We start from the raw sequence: 15,303 nt of genomic DNA, 5'->3' as shown, positions 1-15,303 counted from the left end.
GCGCCGCCAGCAGGTCGCCACACCGGTGGGTATTTCCGTTGCGTGGGCGCGGCGCCGGGACTTGACTGATCGCCATGTCCGCCCCCTCGCCGGTCTTCGTAGCGGGTACCGGCCGTTCGGGAACGTCGCAGCTCGCGGACATTCTCGGGGAGCACCCGCAGATCCACCGGATTCCGATGGAGACGCGGTTCATCGTCGATCCGGGTGGCCTGCGGGACCTGGCGGACGCACTCACGGTCCGGTGTGACCCGATCGTGGGGGAGGACGCCCTGCGCAGGCTGAGCGACCTCCTGACGGTGCGGGTGCCCGGCAGGCGCGACGATCGGGGCAGGACCGTGCCCGAGGTCGTCGGCGAGCGGCGCTACCGGGACGCGGTGGGACGGCTGTGGCCGCAGCTCGTGGCGTGCGCGTTCGACGAGTCCGCGCCCGCGGCAGGGGCCGGGCATTCCGACTGGCCGGCCGGGCCGTTCGAGCCGCGGAGCCACCGGCGGGTGATTCCGAGGTATTTCAGCGATCGGCGCGAACTGCTCGAGATCCTTCGTCGCGTGGTCGACACGATGTTCGGTGGAGCCGCCGCCGACGCGGGAAAGCCGACCTGGTGCGAGAAGACACCGTTCAACCTTCTGTGCATGGACTTCCTCTGGGAGCTCGTCCCCGAGGCCACCATCGTCCACATCAAGCGCCACCCGGTCGCGGTGGTCGCGTCACACGTCGACCAGCCGTGGGCCCCGCCCACGGTCGACGGCGCGCTCGCCTGGCTCAGACCGGTCTATGAGCGATGGCTCGCCTGGAAGGCCACGGCCGATCTCACGGACAGGCGGTATGTGGAGGTGCGCGCCGAGGATCTCGCCGCCGACTGGCCCGAGCAGCGCCGCGCTCTGTTCGAACTGCTCGGTGTCGACGACTTCGCGACCAGGTCGACGTTCCAGTCACACCGGGTGGAACATCGCAACGACCAGTTCGACCCCGGGACCCGCGACTTCGTCGAGCGGGCGCTCGACGGTGTCATCCCCGCCATGGGATACGTCTAGCGGCCGCCAGATCCCGACCTCTTCACACGCGCACCGAAACGGCCGTGCGATCTTCGTTCCCCCACCGACGCGCGGCGGGCACGGCGGGGAAACCGCCCGTTCCTAGCGTCCCCCTCGTCACCGACGAGGAGGAGTCCCCGTGAGCACGCTCGCTTCCCCCACCGCCCTGGCGCCGGCCGCTGCCGGGCGCCCGGGACGGATCACCGAATGGCGCCCGGAGGACCCGGAGTTCTGGGCCACGACCGGGGCGCCGGTCGCCCGCCGCAACCTGTACGTCTCGATCTTCGCCGAGCACGTCGGTTTCTCCGTGTGGAGCCTCTGGTCGGTCATGGTGCTCTTCCTGGGCCCCGAGTACGGCATCGACCCGGCCGGGAAGTTCCTGCTCACCGCCGTGCCGGCCGCCCTGGGGGCGGTGCTGCGGCTGCCGTACACCCTGGCGGTGGCCCGGTTCGGTGGGCGGAACTGGACCGTGGTGAGCGCGCTGCTGCTGCTGGTGCCGGCGGTGCCCATGGCGGTGCTGATCGAGCCCGGCGTGTCGTACGCCACGCTCATGGTGCTGGCCTGCCTGACCGGCGTGGGCGGCGGCAACTTCGCCTCCTCCATGGCGAACATCAACCTGTTCTTCCCCGAGCGGCTCAAGGGCCGGGCGCTCGGGCTCAACGCCGGCGGCGGGAACCTGGGCGTGCCGGCCGTGCAGCTCGTCGGCCTGGCGGTGCTGGCCACCGCCGGAGCGGTGTACCCCCGGCTGGTGCCGGCCGTCTACCTGCCGCTCATCGTGCTCGCGGCGCTGGTCGCGGCGCGCCGGCTGGACAACCTCCCCGGTGCGCGCAACGAGCCGGGCGCGCTGCGCGCGGCGGCCCGCGACCCGCACACCTGGGTGATGTCCCTGCTCTACATCGGCACCTTCGGCTCGTTCATCGGCTTCGGCTTCGCCTTCGGGCAGGTGCTCCAGCTCCAGTTCCACGACCGGTTCCCGACCCCGGTCGACGCCGCCTGGCTGACCTTCCTCGGGCCGCTGATCGGCTCGCTGGTCCGGCCGTTCGGCGGCCAGCTCGCCGACCGGCTCGGCGGGGCCCGCGTCACGTTCGGGAACTTCGTGGCGATGGCCGCCGGCGCCGGTCTGGTGCTGTACGCCGCCCGGGACCGGTCCTTCCCGCTCTACCTGGCCGGGTTCCTGGCGCTCTTCGTCTTCTCCGGCATCGGCAACGGGTCGACGTACAAGATGATCCCGGCGATCTTCCGGGCCCGGGCCGCCGCCGAGGCGGAGCTGACCGGGGACCGGGAGGCGGCCGAGCGGCGGGCCCGGCGGCTCTCCGGGGCGCTCATCGGGATCGCCGGGGCGGTCGGCGCCTCGGGCGGGGTGCTGGTGAACGTGGCGTTCCGGCAGTCGTTCCTGGCCGCCGGCACCGCCGACGCCGCCTACCTGGCCTTCGTCGGCTGGTACGCGCTCTGTTTCGTGGTCACCTGGGCGGTGTACCTGCGGCCGGGGCCGCGTAAGCTGTCCGGCGTGTGACCCGCGCCATGGGAAAGGCGCAGGCCACGCGGGGCGAGACCCCGTTTTGACCTGCCGCCGCACGGCCGGGTATCGTTGCCTGCTGTTGTACGACATTCTTAGGCGTGCCGCATCAGGTACGCTTGGTCGTTCGTGCGCGCCTGGTCACCTCGGCGCGCGACCCCAGACCGACGACGAGACAAGGTAGACCTGTGCGTACGTACAGCCCGAAGCCGGGTGAGATCGAGCGTCAGTGGCACGTCATCGACGCCTCTGATGTCGTGCTGGGCCGCCTCGCGACCCACGCCGCCACGCTGCTGCGTGGTAAGCACAAGCCGACTTTCGCGCCGCACGTCGACACGGGCGACTTCGTCGTCATCGTGAACGCGGGCAAGGTCGCGCTGACCGGCAACAAGCGGCAGACCAAGATCGCTTACCGCCACTCCGGCTACCCGGGTGGTCTGAAGCGGGTCGGCTACGACGAGCTGCTGACCAAGCGGCCCGAGCGGGCCATCGAGCTGGCCGTGAAGGGCATGCTTCCGCACAACAAGCTGGGCCGTCAGGTTCTCAAGAAGCTGAAGGTCTACGCCGGTGCCGAGCACCCGCACGGCGCGCAGCAGCCGGTGCCGTTCGAGATCAAGCAGATCGCGCAGTGAGCGCGGGCGAAGGAAGCAGCATGACCGACATCACCGCCACCGAGGTCGCCCCCGAGGCCACCGAGGCGCCGGCGCCCGTCGCGCGCGCGCCTCGTGGCGACCGCCCGATCCAGACCGTGGGTCGGCGCAAGGAAGCCATCGTCCGGGTCCGCATCGTTCCGGGCAGCGGCAAGATCACCTGCAACGGCCGCGACCTCGAGGCCTACTTCCCGAGCAAGGTGCACCAGCAGCTCATCAAGGACCCGCTGGTCACCGCCGAGAAGCCCGAGGCGTTCGACGTGATCGCCAACCTGCGGGGCGGCGGCACCACCGGCCAGGCCGGCGCGCTGCGGCTCGCCATCGCCCGGGCGCTGATCGTCAGCGAGCCCGACGACCGCCCGGCCCTGAAGAAGGCCGGCTTCCTGACCCGTGACGCCCGGGTCAAGGAGAGCAAGAAGTACGGCCTCAAGAAGGCCCGTAAGGCTCCCCAGTACTCGAAGCGCTGATCACCACCAGCGCCTTGTACTTCTGACGGACGGCCGGGTCCGCCTCCCACTCCGGGAGGTGGCCCGGCCGTTCCGCTTTCTCCTCTCAACGGCAGTTCCATCGGAGGTTGGCGGGTATGGGCCGGTTGTTCGGCACGGACGGTGTACGCGGGCGGGCGAACGCGGATCTCACCCCGGAGTTGGCGCTCGCGGTGGCGGTGGCCGCCGCCCACACGCTGGCCGAGACCGACAAGAGCCATCCGCCGCTCGCCGTGGTGGGCCGGGACACCCGGGCCAGCGGCGAGATGCTGGAAGCCGCCGTGGTCGCCGGGCTGACCAGCGCCGGCGCCAACGTGGTCCGGGTCGGCGTGCTGCCCACCCCCGCGGTGGCGTTCCTCACCGCCGAGGCCAAGGCCGACCTGGGCGTCATGCTCTCCGCCTCGCACAACCCGATGCCGGACAACGGCATCAAGCTCTTCGCCGCCGGAGGGCACAAGCTGCCCGACGAGATCGAGATGCGGATCGAGGCCGCCGTCGAGGCGAACGCCACCACCGCCTGGGAGCGCCCGATCGGCGCCGGGGTGGGCCGGGTGCACGACCTGCTCGACGGCGCCGACCACTACGTCCAGCACCTGGTGGGCACCGTGCCGCACCGGCTGGACGGGATCAAGGTCGTGGTCGACTGCGCCAACGGCGCGGCCGCCGAGGTCGCCCCGGTGGCCTACCGGGAGGCCGGCGCCGAGGTGATCGCCATCTACGCCGAGCCGGACGGCCTGAACATCAACGACGAGTGCGGCTCCAACCACATCGAGGCGCTGCGCGCCGCCGTGGTCGAGCACGGCGCGCACCTCGGCATCGCCCACGACGGCGACGCCGACCGCTGCGTCGCGGTCACCGCCGACGGCGAGGAGGTCGACGGCGACCAGGTCATGGCGATCCTCGCCCTGGCCATGCGCGAGGCCGGTGAGCTGACCCAGGACACCCTGGTCGCCACCGTGATGAGCAACCTCGGCCTGCGGTTGGCCATGTCGGCGCAGGGCATCCGGCTGGTCGAGACCAAGGTCGGCGACCGGTACGTGCTGGAGGAGCTGCGGGCCTCCGGCCTGGCGCTCGGCGGCGAGCAGAGTGGACACATCGTGATGCCGGCGTACGCGACCACCGGCGACGGTGTGCTCACCGGCCTGCACCTCATGTCGCGGATGGCCGCCACCGGCACGTCCCTCGCCGACCTGGCCGCCGTGGTCACCAAGCTGCCGCAGGTGCTGATCAACGTGCCGGTCGGTGACCGCACCGTCGGCGCCGCCGCGCCGGCCGTCCGCGCCGAGGTGGACCGGGCCGAGGCCGAGCTGGGCGAGACCGGCCGCGTGCTGCTCCGCCCGTCGGGCACCGAGCCGCTGGTCCGCGTCATGGTCGAGGCGGCCACCGAGTCGACCGCCCGCTCGGTGGCCGAGCGCATCGCCGAGCAGGTGCGCACGGCCAGCCCGGTCGCCTGATCCGGCCGCTCGCGCGGCCGTCACCCGCCCGGCCCGGCCGGGCACCCGGTGAATCCGGGTTCACAGGCGCAGCGTGCTGGCCCGGGCGTACGTGGTGGACGGGTCCTCGCCGTCGGTGAGGTCGACGTCCTCCACCACCAGGCCGTCGCCGAGCCGGATCAACCGGTCGCAGCGGGCGGCGACGGCCCGCTCGTGGGTCGCCAGCAGGATCGTCATCCCGTGCCGGTCGCGGAGGCCGAGCAGCAGGTCGAGGATCTGGGCGCCGGTGGCCGAGTCCAGGTTGCCGGTGGGCTCGTCGGCGAGCAGCAGGCCGGGCGAGCCCATCAGGGCCCGGGCGATCGCCACCCGCTGCTGCTGGCCGCCGGACAGCTGCGCCGGCAGCGCCCGTTCCCGGCCGGCCAGGCCGACGGCGTCGAGCAGCTCCCGGGCCCGGCTCACGTGATCGGCGCGGCCCCGGCTCGGCAGGACCGGCGCGATCACGTTGTCCAGCACGGTGAGCGCGGGCAGCAGGTGGTAGCGCTGGAAGACGAACCCGACGCGCTGCCGGTAGCGGGCGAGCGCGGCCCGGCGCAGGCCGGTCACGTCCACCCCGTCGACCGTCACGGTGCCGTCGTCGGCCTGCTCGATCGCGCCGATCAGGTGCAGCAGCGTCGACTTGCCCGAACCGCTCGGCCCGGTCAGCGCCACCACCGAGCCGGCGGTGATCTCCAGCGCGACCCCGTCGACCGCGGTGATCCGTTCCGCGCCGGCTCCGAACCGTTTCACCAGGCCCGCGACCTCGACGCGGCTACCGGCGGTGCTCTCGTCCATGGCTCTCACTCCTCTGCCAGCAGTCGTGCGGTGGGTAGCCGGCGCAGTAGCGCGGCCGGCGCCAGGGCCGCGCCGGCGGTGAGCAGCACGCCGCCCGCCGCCGTCAGCGCGGCGACCAGCACCAGCGCGCCCGGGACGTCCCCGACCAGCCAGGCCGCCCCGCCCGTGCCCAGCCCCGCGCCGGCGAGCGCGCCGAGCCCGCCGAGCAGCAGCCCTTCGTAGCCGACCAGCCGGCCGAGCGCGAGGTCGGTCCAGCCGGTGGCGCGCAGGGTGGCCAGCTCGGCCGCCCGGTCCCGGATGTTGAGGTAGAGCACGTCCGCGACCGCGGCGGCGCCGAGCAGCACGGTCGCGCCGGCGGCCAGCGCGTCGGCGCCGCGCACGCTCAGCGCGACCGTGTCACCGAGCAGGGTCCCGACGATCGCGCCCCGGAACGCGTACCCGACGGCGGCCACCAGGGTCAGCGCCGCCACACCGATGGCCAGGGCGCCGGCGCCGAGCAGAGTCCGCCCGGGGGTGCGGACCAGGTTGGCCAGGGCCAGCCCGAACAGGGTGCGGGGCCGGCGTATCCACCGGGCGGTGGCGACCTGCGGGCGGAGCGCGGCGGCCGGGTGGGAGCGCGCCGCCCGCAGCGCGGGCGCCAGGCCGGCGGCCAGCGCGAGCAGCAGCGCCACCGGTACGGCGAGCGACGCCCGCCGCCAGTCGACGCCGATGCCGAGGGCGGCGCCGAGCGGTACGGCGAGCCCGAGCGACAGCAGCCCGGCGGCGAGGCCGAGCAGGGCGACCTCGCCGAGGACGAGTGCCCCGATCCGGCGGGCCGGCCACCCGAGGCAGGACAGCACCGCCAGTTCGGAGCGGCGGTCCCGGACGGCGGCGGAGACGGCGTTGCCGAGGAAGAGCACACAGACCACCAGCACGAGCAGGAACAGCACGGCGCTCTTGCGGTCCACCGCCTGGACGATGGTCGAGGCGACACCCAGCGCCGACCAGTTCTCGGTCAGCCGCAGGTCGGGGCGGCCGAACGCGCCGCCCGGCAGCTCCACGGTCCGCGGGGCGGCGGACGAGCCCAGCGTGATGTCGACGTCCAGGCCGCTCGCCCGGTTGATCTGCTCGGCGATCAGCCGGACCCGCTCGGCGGCGCGCTCGCTGTAGCCGTCCACACCGGCGACCCGGACCCGGATCGCGCTGATCGGCGCGCTGCGTTGCGGGCTGTTGCTGCCCTCCAGCAGCTTCGGCACGCTGGCGAGGTTGGTGAGCACCAGCGGCGGCACCGAGAGGTAGCCGGCCGGATTGCCGCTCGGCTCCAGGGGCCGTCCGCCGAGCGCGGCACGGCTGCGGTCGTCCGCGCCCTCGGCGCGCGGCGCCGCGTACGTCTCCAGCGGGACCGTGCCCGCGTCGCCGAAGCCGGCCAGCTTCTCCGGGTCGAACACCCCGACGGCCTGCCACTGGTGGAGTTGCGTGGCCGCGCCACCTTCCTTCCCGGCGAGGGCCCGGACCGGCCGGGAGCCGGTGTCGTCGGCCAGCCAGGGCCGGGGCAGGTAGTTGTAGGTGGCCCGGTTGCCGTACACCTCGGGGTCCGCGGGCGGCACCGCGTCGGCACGCAGGGTGCCGTCGGGCAGCTCGTGGTAGGTCACCGGCCCCGCCTGGATGACCCGCTGGAACTGGCCGCGGCAGCAGTTCTCCTCGTCGATCCCCTTCGTCAGCTGGGCGCGGTAGCCGGCGCCCGCGTCGACCTCGGCGGAGCCGGCCGGGATCCCGGTCGCGCCGCCCAAGGTCTGCTCGAGGTCGATGGCCGGCACCGTGGCCGGCCGGGCCGTGGGCAGCCGGGTGAACCGGACGCGCATCGTGCTGTCGAAGAAGGGACGGTTGGTGAGGAGCGCCGGTGCGGTCCGCATGATCATGGTGCCGCCGCGGCGCTCGGTCACCGCGTCGTCGGCCCGGACCGGCCGCCCGCTGACCACGGCGGCGTCCAGCCCCACGAGCCGGTCCTCAGCGGCGGGGTCGACGGCGGCGATCAGCAACGGCACGGTCAGCTGGTAGGTGAGCACCAGGCGGTCGGTGGTGCTGGGGGCGGTGCCCGGCGTGAGCAAGCCGTTGGCCGCCTCGAACCGGCCGTCCGGCAGCAGCCGCACCGTGTCCAGGCTCCACACCTCCCGTTCGGAGAGGGTGGCGGGGCTGCCCTGCAGGCCGCCGAACATCGGATCGCAGATCGGGCGGCTCGCCCCGCCCGGGAACACCTCCCGCGGGACGGGCCCGCACACGTCGTCCCAGGCGTACGAACTGCCGTCGGTGTAGGGCACCTGCTCGGACAGCTGGCCGTCGAAGCGGGGGTAGATGAGGCGGTGTTTCGTCACGTACACGTAGCGCGGCTTGGCCGGCGCGGTGGAGAGGCCGCGTTCGGCCACGAAGGTGGGGTCGACGCGGATCACCTGCCGGTCCAGACTCCGGTCGACGGCGTCGGTGACGTCGAACGACATGGGCACCGGTGCGGTGGAGTGGCCCAGCATCGCGATGGGCGCGGCCACGTCGACGCCGTCCACCGCCTTGACCTGCTCGTACTGGGCCGTGGTGATGCCACCGAAGAGACCGGAGAGGTAGTTGGGGCGGACCAGCCGGCGCTCGACCTCCAGCGGGGTGCGCGTCCCCTTCGGACGGACGAGGATCTGGTACGCCGCCTCGGTGTTCCGCTCGACGGTGCCGGTGACGTCCAGTCGGGAGGTTGTGGTGGCCCCGGTCAGGACGACGAACCCGGTGGTCGCCACCAGTACGCCGACCAGCAGGGCCACCGACCGCCCCGCACGGCCGCGAAGCTGCCCCCAGATGACGTGGAACATTCGCGCCTCCCCGTGTGCTGACTCACACTGTGCGCGATACATTGTGACAATGCAAGGCCCCTCCGGGGCGCCTGTCCGGAACCGGATCGGAGGAGACGGTGGCGATCCAGCACGCGGTCCTGGCCCTGCTCGCCCGCGGCCCCAGCTACGGCTACGAGCTCAAGAGCGCCTTCGAGGCGGCGGTCGGCCCGCAGTGGGGGCCGCTCAACATCGGGCACCTCTACCAGATCCTCGACCGGCTGTCCCGGGACGGGCTGGTGGTCGCCGAGCGGCACGCCCAGCCGGTTAAGCCGGACCGGGTGGTCTACGAGATCACCCAGGCCGGCCGGACCGACCTCGATCGCTGGCTCGCCGAACCCAGCCCGCGCAGCGGCGGCTTCCGGGACGACTTCTTCCTCAAGGTGACCGCCGCCGCCCGGTCGGGCGAGGCCACCACCGTCCGCACCGTGCTGGCCAACCAGCGCGGCCACCTCATGCGGGAGCTGCGCAACCTCGACGGGTTGCGCCGCCGCTCCGAGGACCCGGTGGTCCGGCTGCTGCTCTCCGCCGCCGCCCGGCACGTCGAGGCGGACCTCGCCTTCGTCGACGACGCCGAGTCGGCGCTGCTCGCGGACGGGGGTGCCGCGCTCCGGGCCCTGGCGGCAGACCGGCCGGGCCCGGCGACGCCGGCAGCCGACGCCGGCCCGGCCCGTTCCGCGGGGTGACCCGCCGGGCGGCGGCGCTCCGCCGAACCGGGGCGCCGCCCGACTCGCAGGGTGCGCCGGCGGGCGTCACGGGCCAGGCGCTGCCCGGCGCCGTAGGTGAGGCGCGTCCGGGGTCAGGCGCTTCCCGGCCCCGCAGGTGGGCCGGCGGGCCGTCAGGCCGGCGTCAGCGGCGCGCCACCCGGCGCAGGAACCGGTCGGCCAGGTCGAGGACCTGGTCGCGGCCCAGCTCCAGGGCCGGGCCGGCCACCGTCACCTCGGTCAGCGCCAGGCCGGGCACCTCGGTGTCCCGCCAGCCGCCGGCGAACCACGCCTTCTCCTCCTCGGCGAGCGCGAGGTTGGCGGCGTCCAGCGCTTCCGCCGGGTGCGGCAGCCAGAGCCGGAACTGATGGGTGTGCGGCGGGGCCGGGTGGACCCGGGCGCCCGGCAGGGCGGCCAGCGCCTCGGCCACCACCTTCGCGTGCGCCACGTAGCCGGCCAGCCGCGGCAGCTCCCCCTCCAGCCCAGCGAGCGCGGCGAGGGCCGCCGGCCACTGCTGGAAAAGGGTGCCGCCGTAACGGTGCCGCCAGGCGCGGGCGTACCGCACCAGCTCGGCGTCGCCGGCCAGCGCCGCGCCGGAGTGGCCGCCCAGGGACTTGTAGAACGAGACGTACGTGCTGTCCGCCAGAGCCGCGATCTCGGCCGCCGAGTGCCCGAGGTGGACGGTGGACTCCCAGAGCCGGGCCCCGTCCAGGTGCACCCGGGCGCCCCGCTGCCGGGCCGCGCCGGCCACCGCCACCAGCTCGTCCCAGGCCGGCAGCACGAACCCGGCGTCCCGCAGCGGCAGCTCCAGGAAGAGCGTGCCGATCGGCTCGTCGAGCGCGGCCACCTCCTCGGCCGTCGGGTTGCGCGGCGCCGCCGTGGTGCGCACCGCCCGCAGGCCACCCAGCACCGCGTACGCGTCGCGCTCGTGCACCAGCGGGTGGCTGAGCGGGTGCAGGCCGACGGCGTCCCGACCGGTCAGCTCGGCGCCGTAGCGCATCGCGACCTGCTGGGCCATGGTGCCGGTGGGGAAGAAGGCCGCCGCCTCGACGCCGAGCAGCTCGGCGACCCGCCGTTCGAGCTGCTCCACCGCCCCGCCCTCGCCGTAGAAGTCCGGCAGCAGGTCGTCGGGGACGGCCGCACCGAGCGCCGCGAGCTGCTCCCGCACCGAAGCCGGCCGGACGCCGGAGAGCACCGTGTCGCAGTCGCGCTGGGCGGCGAGCCGGCGCATCCGCTCGGCGTACGCGTCGGTCATGCGTCCTCCTTGAGCCGGCGCAGCCGGGTGACCGCCTCGGTGAGCACCTCGGGCCGCTTGCAGAACGCGAACCGGACCAGCCGCCGGCCCGCCTCCGCGTCGTCGTAGAAGACCTGGGTCGGCACCGCCACCACGCCGCAGCGTTCCGGCAGCGAGCGGCAGAACTCCACCCCGTCCCGCCCGCCGAGCGGGGTGACGTCGGCGGTGACGAAGTACGTCCCCTCGGGCGCCAGCACCCCGAACCCGGCGTCGGTGAGCCCGGCGACGAGCTGGTCCCTCCGCCGCTGCATCCCGTCCCGGAAGCCGGCGAAGTACGCGTCCGGCAGGCCGAGCGCGACCGCCACGGCCGGTTGCAGCGGCCCGGCGTTGACGAAGGTGAGGAACTGCTTCACCCGCAGCACGGCGGCGACCAGCGGCGCCGGGCCGCTCACCCAGCCGACCTTCCAGCCGGTGCAGGAGAACGTCTTGCCCGCCGAGGAGATGCGCAGCGTCCGCTCGCGCATGCCGGGAAGCGTCGCCAGCGGCAGGTGCGGGGCGGCGGCGTCGGTGAAGACCAGGTGCTCGTAGACCTCGTCGGTCACCGCGTACGCGCCGTGCTCCTGGCACAGCTCGGCGACCAGGGCCAGCTCGTCGGCGGTGAACACCTTGCCGGTCGGGTTGTGCGGAGTGTTCAGCAGCACGAGCCGGGTACGCGGCCCGAACGCGGCGCGCAGCTCCGCCGGGTCGAAGGCGTACCGGCCGTCGGCGCCGGGACGCAGGGTCACCGGGCGGCGGACCGCGCCGGCCAGGGCGATCGAGGCCGCGTACGAGTCGTAGTAGGGCTCGAAGCAGACCACCTCGTCGCCCGGCTCGCAGAGGGCGAGGATGCTCGCCGCGATCGCCTCGGTGGCGCCCGCCGTCACCACGATCTCGCCGTCCGGGTCGTACTCCAGGCCCCAGAACCGGCGCTGGTGTGCCGCGACGGCCGCGCGCAGCGCCGGGATGCCCGGGCCCGGCGGGTACTGGTTGTGGCCGGAGAGCAGCGCCTCGGCGGCCGCGGCGAGCATCTCCGGCGGGCCGTCGGTGTCGGGGAAGCCCTGCCCGAGGTTGACCGCGCCGGTGCGCACGGCCAGCGCGGACATCTCGGCGAAGATGGTGGTGCCGAACGGCCGCATCCGGGCCACCAGCGGATCGGTCGTCGTCACGCCGGCCAGCCTACGGCCCGGTGCTGGCGCCGCAAGACCACCGCCCACCCGCCGCCGGTGTCACCACCCGAAGCAGGTCGCGATCCCTCCCGTGGCGCTCGAATCCCGGGAGACGACCTTCCCGTCGATGGTGATCCGGCAGGTCAGCCCGTCGCGACGTTGGTCGTCGGGCAGGGCGACGATCTGCACCCGCTTCCGGTCGTCGGCGGTGAACGCCAGCCGCCACGGTGGCTGCATCCCGTCGACGTGGAGGAAGTCGCGGTTGGCGTCGTAGAAGTCGACGTTCGCCGCGCCCGTGCCGGTGACCTCGTACACCACGGTGAAGCGGCCCCGCCCGCCCGAGGGGGTGGTGGCGGGGACCGGCGGCGCGGCCTCCGTGGGCGTGGGTTCCCCGCCGGGGCCGAATCCCGGCTCGCCGAATCCCGGCTCGTCGAAGTCGGGCTCGTAGGGCTGGCCCGAGGTGGCCGAGTCGTCGACGAAGCTGCCGAGCACGCCGAGGCCGACGCAGCCGCAGAAGGCGAGCACCAGGGCGATGACCACGGTCACCACGACGGCCACGATCCACCCGCCGGGCGACCGGCGTGGCGCCCCCGTCGGGTACGCGTACGGCGGCGGGTAGCCGGCCGGCGGCCATCCCGACCCGGGAGAGCCGCCGGGCCAGGGCGGTGCGGGCGCCGCCCCCGGGGCGCCGGCCGGATGCCCCGGCGGGGCGGGCAGGCGCACCGTGCCGCCCGGGGCGTGCGGACCGGGGAACGGCGGCTCTGCTCCCGGGGTGGCCCAGCCGGCCGGGCCCGGCGTTGCTCCCGGCGTCGTGCCACCAGCCGGGCCCGGCGCTGTCGTCGGGTCCGCACCCGGCCCCGGGGGAGCGGGTGCCCCGGCGGCGCCCGGCGCGGCGTACCCGGGCTGGGACCACGGGCCCGGCGGCCCGCCCGGCGGAGCGGATCCGGGCGCGGCCCACGGGCTGGGGGTCCAGGGCTCGGGGGCCCAGGGGGCGGGTGGCGCCCAGGGCTGCGGAGCGGCGAGCGGGTCCGGCGGGCTCCAGGTCGTGGGCTCCGGAGCGGTCGGGTCGCTCGGGCCGCCGCTGTGCCCCGGTTCGGGGGTGGGGGTCGTCTCGGACATCGTTCAGCTCGCAGGGGCCGGCGCGGACGACCGCGGGACGGGCGTGGTCGGAGGCGTCGCACCGACCGGGGGCCCTCAATGTACGGCCCGACGACCAGACCCGGCGTCCCCCGTGCGCGCGGTCCTCCCGGACCCGTGCATCGATGGGCCAGGGTGGCCGCGGCCGATGCGAGGTTTGTCCGATCCTCGCCATCCGCTCACCGGTTCGCTCAAATTCAGTGATCGTTTACCCGGCTTCCGAGCACACGTGGTGAGCGAAACTGGGTTAGGCTGCGGACCATGTGTGGAATCGTGGGTTACGCCGGTGCGCGCCCGGCGCTCGGCATCGTGCTGGACGGACTGCGGCGGCTGGAGTACCGCGGCTACGACTCGGCGGGCGTCGCCGTCGTCTGCGACGACGAGCTGCTGATCGAGAAGAAGGCCGGCAAGCTGGCGAACCTGGAGAAGGTTCTCGCCGAGCGCGCCGCGGCCGACCCCGAGTCCTGCGCCGCCAGCCCGATCGGCATCGGCGACGGCACCACCAGCATCGGCCACACCCGGTGGGCCACCCACGGCGGCCCGACCGACCGCAACGCCCACCCGCACCTCTCCCCGGACGGCCGTGTCGCCGTGATCCACAACGGCATCATCGAGAACTTCGCGAAGCTCCGCGCCGAGCTGGAGGCCGACGGCGTCGAGTTCACCAGCGACACCGACACCGAGTGCGCCGCGCACCTGCTCGCCCGTTCGCTGGCCGACCTGCGCTCGGCCGGCGAGGTCGACAGCCCGCAGCTGCTCGCCTCCGCCATGCGGCTGGTCTGCCAGCGGCTGGAGGGCGCCTTCACGCTGCTCGCCGTCGACGCCGGCATCCCCGGCGCGGTCGTCGGCGCCCGGCGCAACTCGCCCCTCGTGGTCGGCCGCGGTGACGGCGAGAACTACCTGGCCAGCGACGTGGCCGCGTTCATCGAGCACACCCGCGACGCGGTCGAGCTGGGCCAGGACCAGATCGTCCTGATCACCCCGGAGAGCATCGAGATCACCGACTTCGCCGGCCAGCCCGCGACCGGCAAGGACTTCCACATCGACTGGGACTCGTCGGCCGCCGAGAAGGGTGGCTACGACTGGTTCATGCTCAAGGAGATCGAGGAGCAGCCCCAGGCCATCGCCGACACGCTGCTCGGCCGGCTCACCGAGAGCGGTGAGATCGCCCTCGACGAGGTCCGCCTCAGCGAGCAGGACCTGCGCGACGTCGACAAGATCTTCATCGTGGCCTGCGGCACCGCCTACCACTCCGGGCTGGTCGCCAAGTACGCCATCGAGCACTGGACCCGGATCCCCTGCGAGGTGGAGCTGGCCAGCGAGTTCCGCTACCGCGACCCGGTGCTGGACCGGTCCACGCTGATCGTGGTGATCTCGCAGTCCGGCGAGACCATGGACACCCTCATGGCGCTGCGCCACGCCAAGGAGCAGAAGGCCCGGGTGCTGGCCATCTGCAACACCAACGGCTCGACCATCCCGCGCGAGTCCGACGCCGTGCTCTACACCCACGGCGGCCCGGAGATCGCGGTCGCCTCCACCAAGGCGTTCCTCACCCAGCTCGTCGCCTGCTACCTGATCGGCCTGCACCTGGCCCAGGTGCGCGGGATCAAGTTCGCCGACGAGGTAGGCGCGGTGGTGTCCCAGCTCCAGGAGATGCCGGGCAAGCTGCGCGAGCTGCTCGACCGCATCGAGCCGGTCCGCGAGCTGGCCCGCGACCTGAAGTCGGAGCCGACCGTGCTGTTCATCGGCCGGCACGTCGGCTACCCGGTGGCCCTCGAAGGCGCGCTGAAGCTCAAGGAGCTGGCGTACATGCACGCCGAGGGCTTCGCCGCCGGCGAGCTCAAGCACGGCCCCATCGCGCTGATCGACAAGGGCACCCCGGTCATCTGCATCGTGCCGTCGCCGGTCGGTCGGGGCATGCTGCACGACAAGGTCGTCTCCAACATCCAGGAGGTGCGCGCCCGCGGCGCCCGCACCATCGTGATCGCGGAGGAGGGCGACGAGGCGGTGGTCCGCTACGCCGACCACCTGATCTACGTGCCGCGCACGCCGACGCTGCTGGCGCCGCTGGTGACCACCGTGCCGCTCCAGGTGCTCGCCGCGGAGATCGCCGCCGCCCGCGGTCACGACGTCGACCAGCCCCGGAACCTGGCCAAGTCGGTCACCGTCGAGTAGTCGACCCGATCGCGGCCCCTCCGTCCCACGGCGGAGGGGCCACGCCGTTTCCG

Annotated in this window: 12 protein-coding genes; 7 read left to right on the top strand and 5 right to left on the bottom strand. The window is 74.0% G+C overall.

The window, feature by feature from the left end; translation table 11 throughout:
* Nucleotides 1-74 precede the first annotated feature (74 nt).
* From ACQP12_RS29470 to glmM, 5 genes are all read left to right on the top strand, one after another.
* Nucleotides 75-1,031, top strand: coding sequence for a sulfotransferase family protein (locus tag ACQP12_RS29470; protein WP_433283418.1), 957 nt, complete (start codon nt 75-77; stop codon nt 1,029-1,031).
* 139 nt (nt 1,032-1,170) lie between these two features.
* The gene (locus ACQP12_RS29465; RefSeq protein ID WP_433283417.1) at nt 1,171-2,544 is read left to right on the top strand and encodes a nitrate/nitrite transporter; all 1,374 of its coding nucleotides are present in this window, start codon (nt 1,171-1,173) and stop codon (nt 2,542-2,544) included.
* Nucleotides 2,545-2,735: 191 nt separating this feature from the next.
* On the top strand, nt 2,736-3,179 hold the full coding sequence (rplM, locus tag ACQP12_RS29460) for a 50S ribosomal protein L13 (RefSeq protein WP_357938716.1): 444 nt from the start codon (nt 2,736-2,738) through the stop codon (nt 3,177-3,179).
* A 20-nt stretch (nt 3,180-3,199) separates the two neighbouring features.
* Nucleotides 3,200-3,664 carry a 30S ribosomal protein S9 gene (rpsI, locus tag ACQP12_RS29455; RefSeq protein WP_088991922.1) on the top strand — a complete coding sequence of 155 codons (465 nt, stop codon included), beginning with the start codon at nt 3,200-3,202 and terminating at the stop codon, nt 3,662-3,664.
* 116 nt (nt 3,665-3,780) lie between these two features.
* The gene (glmM, locus tag ACQP12_RS29450; RefSeq protein WP_357938714.1) at nt 3,781-5,136 is read left to right on the top strand and encodes a phosphoglucosamine mutase; all 1,356 of its coding nucleotides are present in this window, start codon (nt 3,781-3,783) and stop codon (nt 5,134-5,136) included.
* Between the two features lie 60 nt (nt 5,137-5,196).
* Here the strand turns inward: glmM and ACQP12_RS29445 are convergent, their stop codons facing one another.
* Nucleotides 5,197-5,946 (bottom strand): ABC transporter ATP-binding protein, encoded by a 750-nt coding sequence (locus ACQP12_RS29445; protein WP_433283416.1) that lies wholly within the window; start codon nt 5,944-5,946, stop codon nt 5,197-5,199.
* A 5-nt stretch (nt 5,947-5,951) separates the two neighbouring features.
* A complete protein-coding gene (locus ACQP12_RS29440; protein ID WP_433283415.1) occupies nt 5,952-8,777 on the bottom strand; it encodes an FtsX-like permease family protein in 2,826 nt (941 codons plus the stop codon).
* 98 nt (nt 8,778-8,875) lie between these two features.
* Here ACQP12_RS29440 and ACQP12_RS29435 point away from each other — a divergent pair, with 98 nt between their 5' ends.
* Entirely contained in the window at nt 8,876-9,481 is a 606-nt protein-coding gene (locus ACQP12_RS29435; protein ID WP_433283414.1) for a helix-turn-helix transcriptional regulator, read from the top strand.
* 163 nt (nt 9,482-9,644) lie between these two features.
* Here ACQP12_RS29435 and ACQP12_RS29430 read toward each other — a convergent pair whose 3' ends face one another.
* From ACQP12_RS29430 to ACQP12_RS29420, 3 genes are read right to left on the bottom strand one after another with little or no spacing between them, the layout of a single operon-like run.
* Nucleotides 9,645-10,754: a threonine aldolase family protein gene (locus ACQP12_RS29430; protein ID WP_433283413.1), complete on the bottom strand. Its 1,110-nt coding sequence runs from the start codon at nt 10,752-10,754 to the stop codon at nt 9,645-9,647.
* Nucleotides 10,751-11,938 (bottom strand): pyridoxal phosphate-dependent aminotransferase, encoded by a 1,188-nt coding sequence (locus ACQP12_RS29425; protein ID WP_433283412.1) that lies wholly within the window; start codon nt 11,936-11,938, stop codon nt 10,751-10,753. The genes ACQP12_RS29430 and ACQP12_RS29425 overlap by 4 nt, the downstream gene beginning before the upstream one ends.
* Before the next feature lie 60 nt (nt 11,939-11,998).
* A complete protein-coding gene (locus ACQP12_RS29420; RefSeq protein ID WP_433283411.1) occupies nt 11,999-13,057 on the bottom strand; it encodes an MmpS family transport accessory protein in 1,059 nt (352 codons plus the stop codon).
* A 279-nt stretch (nt 13,058-13,336) separates the two neighbouring features.
* On the opposite strand from ACQP12_RS29420, the gene glmS reads away from it, so the two are divergent.
* Nucleotides 13,337-15,250 (top strand): glutamine--fructose-6-phosphate transaminase (isomerizing), encoded by a 1,914-nt coding sequence (gene glmS, locus ACQP12_RS29415; RefSeq protein WP_357938700.1) that lies wholly within the window; start codon nt 13,337-13,339, stop codon nt 15,248-15,250.
* Nucleotides 15,251-15,303 lie beyond the last annotated feature (53 nt).

Origin of the sequence: Micromonospora sp. CA-244673, assembly GCF_050948395.1 — a bacterium.
Taxonomy (GTDB): domain Bacteria; phylum Actinomycetota; class Actinomycetes; order Mycobacteriales; family Micromonosporaceae; genus Micromonospora.
The sequence above is the reverse complement of the archived record's forward strand: the minus strand, read 5'-3'. Positions and strand labels throughout refer to the sequence as shown.

Excerpts from the sequence above, each read along its gene's own strand:
- ACQP12_RS29470 (WP_433283418.1), top strand. The coding sequence starts at position 75 with ATGTCCGCCCCCTCGCCGGTCTTCGTAGCGGGTACCGGCCGTTCGGGA.
- rpsI (WP_088991922.1), top strand. The coding sequence starts at position 3,200 with ATGACCGACATCACCGCCACCGAGGTCGCCCCCGAGGCCACCGAGGCG.
- glmM (WP_357938714.1), top strand. The coding sequence starts at position 3,781 with ATGGGCCGGTTGTTCGGCACGGACGGTGTACGCGGGCGGGCGAACGCG.
- ACQP12_RS29445 (WP_433283416.1), bottom strand. The coding sequence starts at position 5,946 with ATGGACGAGAGCACCGCCGGTAGCCGCGTCGAGGTCGCGGGCCTGGTG.
- ACQP12_RS29440 (WP_433283415.1), bottom strand. The coding sequence starts at position 8,777 with ATGTTCCACGTCATCTGGGGGCAGCTTCGCGGCCGTGCGGGGCGGTCG.
- ACQP12_RS29430 (WP_433283413.1), bottom strand. The coding sequence starts at position 10,754 with ATGACCGACGCGTACGCCGAGCGGATGCGCCGGCTCGCCGCCCAGCGC.
- ACQP12_RS29420 (WP_433283411.1), bottom strand. The coding sequence starts at position 13,057 with ATGTCCGAGACGACCCCCACCCCCGAACCGGGGCACAGCGGCGGCCCG.
- glmS (WP_357938700.1), top strand. The coding sequence starts at position 13,337 with ATGTGTGGAATCGTGGGTTACGCCGGTGCGCGCCCGGCGCTCGGCATC.